The 8,239-nt window shown below is 73.6% G+C and carries 5 protein-coding genes and 1 pseudogene; all 6 read left to right on the top strand.

The features are described 5' to 3' along the window. Window positions 1-685 precede the first annotated feature (685 nt). On the top strand, window positions 686-1,093 hold the full coding sequence (locus tag ABD946_RS34190; RefSeq protein WP_345289555.1) for a hypothetical protein: 408 nt from the start codon (window positions 686-688) through the stop codon (window positions 1,091-1,093). 253 nt (window positions 1,094-1,346) lie between these two features. Continuing rightward, complete coding sequence (locus tag ABD946_RS34185) at window positions 1,347-2,174, top strand: hypothetical protein (protein WP_345289554.1); 828 nt, start codon at window positions 1,347-1,349, stop codon at window positions 2,172-2,174. Between the two features lie 303 nt (window positions 2,175-2,477). Continuing rightward, on the top strand, window positions 2,478-4,130 hold the full coding sequence (locus ABD946_RS34180) for a hypothetical protein (protein ID WP_345289553.1): 1,653 nt from the start codon (window positions 2,478-2,480) through the stop codon (window positions 4,128-4,130). A 1,120-nt stretch (window positions 4,131-5,250) separates the two neighbouring features. Further along, a complete protein-coding gene (locus tag ABD946_RS34175; RefSeq protein ID WP_345289552.1) occupies window positions 5,251-7,170 on the top strand; it encodes a hypothetical protein in 1,920 nt (639 codons plus the stop codon). Between the two features lie 104 nt (window positions 7,171-7,274). Next, window positions 7,275-8,033 (top strand): glycosyltransferase family 2 protein, encoded by a 759-nt coding sequence (locus ABD946_RS34170; protein ID WP_345289550.1) that lies wholly within the window; start codon window positions 7,275-7,277, stop codon window positions 8,031-8,033. Window positions 8,034-8,037: 4 nt separating this feature from the next. Beyond that, window positions 8,038-8,239, top strand: a pseudogene (locus ABD946_RS34165) (glycosyltransferase); the annotation flags it as partial.

Genomic DNA, 8,239 nt, shown 5'->3' with positions numbered 1-8,239 from the left:
ACCGCGCTCTGGTCGACCCGGAACGTACGACCCGGCCACGAGAGCGCCGGGTCCCTGCTCCTGACGGGGCGTTCGCTGAAGGCCGGCGAGCAGCTGACCACCGAGACGACCGCGCTCACCATGGGGGCGGACGGCAACCTGGTGCTGACCGACCGTCGGTCCGCCAAGGTGCTCTGGACCTCGGGCACCGAGGGCCGCCCCGGTGCGGCCCGTGGCCCTGGAGGCCGACGGCAACCTGGTGATCCGGGACGCGGCCGGCGCGCCGCTCTGGTCCAGCGAGACCTGGAACACCACCGTGCCCGGCTGCTGCTGCGGCCGGACGGCAACCTGGAGATCCTCGACGTCGACAGCAGGGCCCGCTGGTCCACCGGCACGAACCACCCCGAGATCGACGTCAGGGGCACGGTGATCCCCTCGGGGCGCACGGTGCGGTCGGGCGAGACGGTGGAGTCGCAGGCCGGCCGGCTGGTGATGCAGGCGGACGGGAACCTTGTGCTGTACTCCAAGGCCACCGGCAACGCCCGCTGGTCGAGCCGGACCTGGGGCAACCAGGGCGCCACGGCGACCATGCAGTCGGACGGCAACCTGCTGGTCAAGGCCGCCGACGGCCCGCCCCCTCTGGGCCACCGGCACCTGGACCCACCGCAACGCCCGCGCCGTCCTGCAGGACGACCTGGACCTCGCCGTGTACGACACGGACGGCAGCCGCCTCTGGGCCACCGGCACCGACAACCGGGCCGGCGCCCGGCGCGGCGCGCCGCTCTGGTCCGGCACCTCGCTGCACGCCGGCAACGCGGTGGCCGCCGCGTACGACAGCACGGTCGTCCTCACCCAGCAGGCGGACGGCAACCCCGTCCTGGCCGACGCCGGCCGCGCCCTCTGGTCCGCCGGCACCTGGGGTCACCCGGGCGCGTACCTGTTCGTCCAGAGCGACGGCAACGTCGTGGTCTACGACGACACCGCCCGCCCCCTCTGGTCCACCCGCACCTGGGGTCACCAGGGCGCCTACCTGGTGGTCCAGACCGACGGTGACCTGGTGCTGTACGACGCCGACGGCGTCGTCCCGCTCTGGGCCTCCGGGACCCATGTCTAGGGACTGACGCGCCGTCACTTCCGTGCGGGGGTGGCACCCGGACCGTCCGAGGTCCGGGTGCCACCCCCGTCGGCGTCCGTACACCGGGTACCGCGTGGTGGGTACGAACGGGCGGGCGATAACCTGCCCCCCCTGGCCCGTGCTCACGGGCCGGACGGCCGGTGCTCGGTGCCCGGCACCACGGGGAGGTTGGGACATGGGGGAGCGCGTTCGCGCCCCGCGCCGCGCAGGCGGCGGCAGACGATTCGCGGCAGTGGCCGCACTGACGGCGGTGGTGCTCGGCGGCCTCGCCGCGCCCGCGCACGCCGCAGCACCGGCCGCGCCCGTGACGGCGGCCGGGGTGCTCAACGACCTGACCGGCGACGGCAGGGCCGACCTGCTGTCGACGGGCGGGGCGGACCTGGCGGTGCTTCCGGCCGGCGGTGCGCCGTACCCGGCGTCCACGGCGGCGCAGAGCCCGCTGGGCGGGTCGTGGCAGGAGTACCAGGTCAGCAGCCGGGGCAGCGCGACGGGTACGAAGACGGACGACCTGTACGCCTTCACCAACGCCTCGGACGCGCTGTACCTGTACCCGAACGACGCCAACTCGGGTGGGCGGGCCGGGTACTTCACGAAGAGGGACAAGGCCGTCAAGGTGGCCAAGCCGGCCACCTGCGCGGCGGGTGCGGACTGCACCGGCTACGACCCGACCTGGAACTCGGCGACCCAGGTGCTGGCGACCGACGGAATCGCGAACAAGGACGGGATGCCCGACCTGGTCACGGTCGAGGGCGGCCGGCTCTGGTACTACCCGGGTAAGGCCGGCGGCGCCGTGATCGGCGCCCCCGTCCAGCTGGGCGGCACCGGCGCCTGGGGCGGCCTCACGCTGATGGCGCCGGGCAAGGTCGACGGCGTGCCGACGCTCTGGGCCGAGGTCGCCAGCCAGCGCGTGACGGTCAGCTACCCCTTGGAGTTCGGCCCGGACGGTCTGCCGGTGCGGCCACTGTCCCCGCCGGACGCGGCCTTCCGGCTGCAGAGCGGCCCAGCCGGCCCCCGACGGGACCTGGCGCTGCCTGTACGACACCGGCCTCGAGTCCTGTGAAGACACCGATCCGCAGTGGCTGCGCGGATCGGACGGCACCCTGCGCCGGATGGACTACTGCCTGACGGCCGCGCTGGGACACCGGCAAGGTCCGCACTGCGGCCTGCACCGGCGAGGCCGCCCAGAAGTGGACCTCGGTCGCCGACAGCCTGGTCGCCTCGGACGGCCGGTGCCTGGCCGACCAGGCGGACCGGGACGGCGGGCCTGGCCCCGTGCACGCAGTCCCCCCGGCAGAGCTGGGGCTCCGGGCCGCAGACGCCTGCCGGACCGGAGCCGCTCCCGGCGGCGTTCGACCTGCTCACCGTGCCGGCCCCGATCAGCTCCGATCCGGGCTACGTCTCCGTGCCGCTCGACTACCGCACGCAGGGCGACCTGGACGGTGACGGCCGTCCGGAGCTGATCACGCGCCACTCCCGGTACACCTACGGCGGCACCCTGGTCGTCGTGCACAAGGGCGTCGCACCGGCCGGCGGGCTGGCCCGGTTCGGCGAGGCCACCTCGGTCGGTGACATCCAGCAGCCGGTGCGCCGTGTGAACGGACACGGGCTGGTGAACGCCGACGTCCTCTACTCGGCCTGCGTCAGCCTGAAGGTGCAGTCCGACGGGAGCGCGGTGGTCACCGAGCTGGCCACCGGCAAGGTGCTCTGGTCCAGCAACACCCCGGGCCACCCGCTGGGCTCCCTGACCATGGAGGGGACGGGGCGGCTCGCCCTGGCCCGGCACTACGACGATTCGTACTGGTCGCCCCCGGGCGTGGCCGGCGGTGGGTCGGGCACCGTGCTGTCCGTGCAGGACGACTGCAACGTGGTGCTCCGGGACGGCAAGGGCGCGGTGCTCTGGTCGACCCGGACGTACGACCCCGCGCGCGAGCTGCTGGGCACCGCCGTACCGGCCGGGACCCGGTTGGCGAACGGCCAGGAGGTGGTGGCCGGCCAGGTCCTGCTGAAGATGGCCACCAGCGGGAACCTGAACCTGATCGACCGTCAGACCTCGCGGGTGCTCTGGACCTCGGGCAACACCCCGTTCCTCCCGGCGCCCCCGGACGCCGGGGTGGACGGTGCCCTCCAGCCGGACGGCAACCTGGTGATCCGGAACAAGGACGGCAACCCGGTCTGGTCCAGCGGGACCTGGGGCACCCAGGGTGCCCGCCTGGTGGTCCAGTCGGACGGCAACCTGGTGATCTACGACGCGGACGGCAGGCCGGTCTGGTCGACGGGCACCTGGTTCGGCGGCGTGGACACCCTGGGCCACCCGCTCTGCTCGGGCTGCCTGCTGATCCCGTACGAGACCGTCGAGTCCAAGGCCGGCCGGCTGGTGATGCAGCAGGACGGGAACCTGGTGCTGTACTCCAAGGCCACCGGCAACGCCCGCTGGTCCAGCGGGACCTGGGGCCACCCGGGCGCGACGGCCTTCATGCAGGGCGACGGGAACCTGGTGGTCCGGGCGTCGGACGGCACGGCGCTCTGGGCCAGCGGCACCTGGGGCCGGGGCAACGCGCGTGCGGTGCTCCAGGACGACCTCAACCTGGTGGTCTACGACCCCGCCGGCCGGGCCCTGTGGGCCACCGGCACGGACAACCGGGTGGCGGCCCGCCGCGGCACCGCGCTGTTCGCCGGTGCCGTGGTGAAGAGCGGCGAGGAGGTGCACACCCCGATCACTTCGCCGATCTGGCTGCAGATGCAGTCGGACGGCAACCTGGTGCTGCACTTCAACCCGGTCGGTGCGGTCTGGTCCTCCCGTACCTGGGGCAACCCCGGTGCCCGGGCCACCGTGCAGGCCGACGGGAACGTGGTGGTCTACGCGGCCGACGGCCGGGGTCTGTGGTCGACCGGGACCTGGGGTCACCCGGGTGCGTACCTGGTGCTGCAGAACGACGCCAACCTGGTGCTCTACGACGCCGATGGGGTCCAGCCGCTCTGGGCCAGCAACACCTACTGGAAGTCGCTGAAGTACTGACGGTCCCTCAGCACCCCGCGCGGGGGCGGCACCCGGTCCACCGGGCGCCGCCCCCGTACCCGTCGGCGGGCGGCGTGGATCCGGACCGCGCCCCGGAGGCGGATACCGCGTGGCGTGACCGAACCGGCGGACGATAGCCTGCCCCCCCTGGCCCTTGATCACGGGCCGGACGGCCGGAGCCGTGGGCCCGGCGCAATGGGGAGGTACGGAACATGGGGGAGCGCCTTCGCGCCCCGCGCCGCACGAGCGGCAGACGAATAGCGGCCCTGGCCGCCCTGGCGGCGGTACTGGCGGGCGGCCTGGCCGCTCCCGCGTACGCCGCCGACCCGGCCGTCCGGGCCGGCCTGGTGGCCGACGACCTGAACGGTGACGGCCGGTCCGACGTGTGGGCCGCCGACTCGTCGGACCTGAACGTGCTGCCCGCGGGCGGGGCCCCGTACGTCGCGTCCACCGCCGCGCAGAGCCCGGACGGCAGGACGTGGAACTCCTTCCAGGTCAGCGGCCGCGGTAGCGCGACGGGTGGCGGGACGGAGGACCTGTACCTGTTCAGCCCGGGGACGAGCACGCTGTACCTGTACCCGAACGACGCCGACTCGGGTGGGCGGGCCGGGTACTTCACGAAGAAGGACCAGGCCGTCAAGGTGGCCAAGCCGGCCACCTGTGCGGCGGGTGCGGACTGCACCGGCTACGACCCGACCTGGAGTTCGGCGACCCAGGTGGTGGCCACCGACGGGATCGCGAACAAGGACGGGATGCCCGACCTGGTCACGGTCGAGGGCGGCCGGCTCTGGTACTACCCGGGCAAGGCCGGGGGGTGCCGTGATCGGTGCCCCGGTCCAGCTGGGCGGCACCGGCTGGCTCGACACCGCGCTGCTCGCCCCGGGCAAGGTCGGTGGCGTGCCGACCCTCTGGGTCAGGCCCAGGCTGGGGTCCGAGTCCGAGCTGTTCAGCTACCGACTGGAGTTCGGCGCGGACGGGCTCCCGGCGGCCAAGCTCCAGACCCCGGCCACGGCCTTCCGGATGGCGAGCGCGCAGCGTGCCGCCGACGGGACCAGCCGTTGCTACACGCGGGGCGCCAAGGTCGGCCCCTGTGCGACCGACCGGTCCCTCTGGCAGCTCCGTGCGGACGGGACGGTCCGCGACCGCGGCAACTGCCTGTCCGTCCAGGCGGGGGGCCCCGGTCGTCGCCGGGTGCGACGGCTCCTCCGCGCAGCGCTGGCGGCTCCAGGCCGGCGGCACGCTGGTCGCCGAGGACGGCCGGTGCCTGACGGCGCCGGCGGACCTGGCCGCTCCGGCCGCTGCGACGCTGGAGGCCTGCGACGGCACTCCCCGGCAGGGTTGGGGACGCTGGCAGCAGGACACCGACGCGCCCGGCCCGTTCCCGGCGCCGCTCGACACCTTCCCCCTCCCGGTGAGTGGCACCGACCAGTCCTACGGCTACCTCTCCGCCCTCCGTTCGCCGGGTGACCTCGACGGTGACGGCAACCCCGAGCTGGTCGCCGCCATGGGCGGCTCGTACACCGAGGGCGCGGTGACCGTGGTCCGACCGGGTGCCGCGCCGGAGGGCGGGCTGCCCCGCTTCGGCGAGCCGGTCTCGCGCGGGAAGCTCGACCACCCCAGGAACGGCTTCGGCGAGGGCGGCTACAAGGGTCGCTGGGACGTCTACTACTCGGCCTGCGTCAGCCTGAAGGTGCAGTCCGACGGGAGCGCGGTGGTGACCGAGCTGGCCACCGGCAAGGTGCTGTGGTCCAGCAACACGCCGGGCCACCCCGATGGCCGGCTCACCATCGCGAGCGGCCGGGTCGCCCTGCGGGACACCACCGGCGCCACGCCGTACTGGTACGGCTGGCACCCGACCCCCGGCCCCACCGAGGGCGGGCAGCTGACCGTCCAGGACGACTGCAACGCGGTGCTCCGCGACACCTCCGGCCAGGTCGTGTGGTCCACCCGGACCTACGACCCGGCGCACGAGACCCTCGGCACCCCGCTGGTGCCCGGTCGCACCCTGAAGTCCGGCGAGCAGGCGACGGCGGACCGCACCTCGCTGGTCATGCAGGCGGACGGGAACCTGGTGCTGACCGACCGTCAGTCCTCCCGGACGCTCTGGAGCTCCGGTACCGAGGGTCACCCCGGTGCGGTCGCGACCCTGCAGGAGGACGGCAACCTGGTGGTCTACGCCGCCGACGGCCGGGCCGTCTGGGCCACGGACACCTGGAAGAACCTGCGCTCCCGGCTGGTCGTCCAGCGTGACGGCAACCTGGTGATCTACGACCTCGACGGCCGCGTGCTCTGGTCCACCGGCACCTGGTACGGCGGCGTGGAGACCCGGGGCACCGTGATCCCTTCGGGCCGTACGGTGCGGTCGGGCGAGACGGTGGAGTCGCAGGCCGGCCGGCTGGTGATGCAGCAGGACGGGAACCTGGTGCTGTACTCCAAGGCCACCGGCAACGCCCGCTGGTCGTCCCGCACGTGGGGCAACAACGGCGCCACCGCCGTCATGCAGGCGGACGGCAACTTCGTGGTCCGGGCCACCGACGGCCGGGCCCTGTGGACCAGCGGCACCTGGACCCACCGCAACGCGCGCGCGGTCCTGCAGGACGACCTCAACCTGGTGGTCTACGACCAGACGGGCAACGCCCGCTGGGCCACCGGTACGGACAACCGGGTGGCGGCCCGGCAGGGTACCGCGCTGTTCGCCGGTGCCGTGGTGAAGAGCGGTGAGGTGGTCAACACCCCGACCGCTTCGCCGATCTGGCTGCAGATGCAGTCGGACGGCAACCTGGTGCTGCACTTCAACCCGGTCGGTGCGGTCTGGTCCTCCCGTACCTGGGGCAACCCCGGTGCCCGGGCCACCGTGCAGGCCGACGGGAACGTGGTGGTCTACGCGGCCGACGGCCGGGGTCTGTGGTCGACCGGGACCTGGGGTCACCCGGGTGCGTACCTGGTGCTGCAGAACGACGCCAACCTGGTGCTCTACGACGCCGATGGGGTCCAGCCGCTCTGGGCCAGCAACACCTACTGGAAGTCGCTGAAGTACTGACGGTCCCTCAGCACCCCGCGCGGGGGCGGCACCCGGTTCTCCGGGCGCCGCCCCCGTGCTACTGTCCGGGCCGTCCCCATGGTCTGGACCGCAGGCGGGAAATCATGCCGGTAGCACCCGAGGGGAGGACGATCCTCTCGGTCGTCGTCCCGATGTACGACGAGGAGGCCGCGCTGCCGGCCCTGGTGGCCAGGCTGCGCCCGGCGCTGGACGGGGCCGGGGTGTCGTACGAGGTCGTCGCGGTGGACGACGGGAGCGCGGACCGGACGGCCGAGCTGCTGGAGAAGGAGCGGGCCGGGTGGCCGGAGCTCAGGGTGGTCAGACTGCGGTCGAACGCCGGGCACCAGGCCGCGCTGACGGCGGGGCTGCACGCGGCCGTCGGCGCGTACGTGGCCAGCATCGACGCCGACCTCCAGGACCCGCCGGAGAAGATCCCCGAGATGCTGGAGCTGGCCCGGGCCGAGGGGCTGGACATCGTCTACGGGGTGCGCACGGACCGGTCCACCGACACCGCCTTCAAGCGGCGGACGGCCGGGGCGTACTACTGGCTGGTGCGCAGGCTGGTCGGCAAGCGGGTGACGGCCCAGGCGGGTGATTTCCGGCTGCTCAGCCGGGTCGCGGTGGAGGCGCTCAAGGAGCTGCCGACCGATCAGCAGCAGGTCTACCGGCTGCTGGTGCCCTGGCTGGGCTTCCCCAGCGGGCAGGTGACCTACCAGCGGGCGGAGCGGGGTCGCCGGGAGCAGCAAGTACTCGGTCGGCAAGATGGTCCGGCTCGCGATGGAGAGCGTCACCACCTCTCGGCGGCCCCGCTGCGGCTGGCCACCTGGGCTGGGCGTGGGCCAGCTTCCTGCTCTGCCTGCTGATGGTGTGGTGTGGAGCATCGGGGTGCACCTGGCCGGCTCCACCGTGCCGGGCTGGACCTCGCTGTTCGTGGCGGTGCTCTTCCTGGGCAGCGTGCAGCTGATCTGCGTCGGCCTGCTGGGCGAGTACGTGGGCCGGATCTACACCGCCGTCCAGCAACCGCCCCACCTACTTCGTGGCCTCCGACTCGGCCTCCGGCGCGGCTCCC

Origin of the sequence: Kitasatospora albolonga (assembly GCF_039535905.1) — a bacterium.
GTDB classification, from domain to species: domain Bacteria; phylum Actinomycetota; class Actinomycetes; order Streptomycetales; family Streptomycetaceae; genus Kitasatospora; species Kitasatospora albolonga.
The sequence above is the reverse complement of the archived record's forward strand: the minus strand, read 5'-3'. Positions and strand labels throughout refer to the sequence as shown.

Bases quoted from the DNA above. Each gene is read 5' to 3' on its own strand.
- ABD946_RS34170 (WP_345289550.1), top strand. From the start codon at position 7,275: ATGCCGGTAGCACCCGAGGGGAGGACGATCCTCTCGGTCGTCGTCCCG.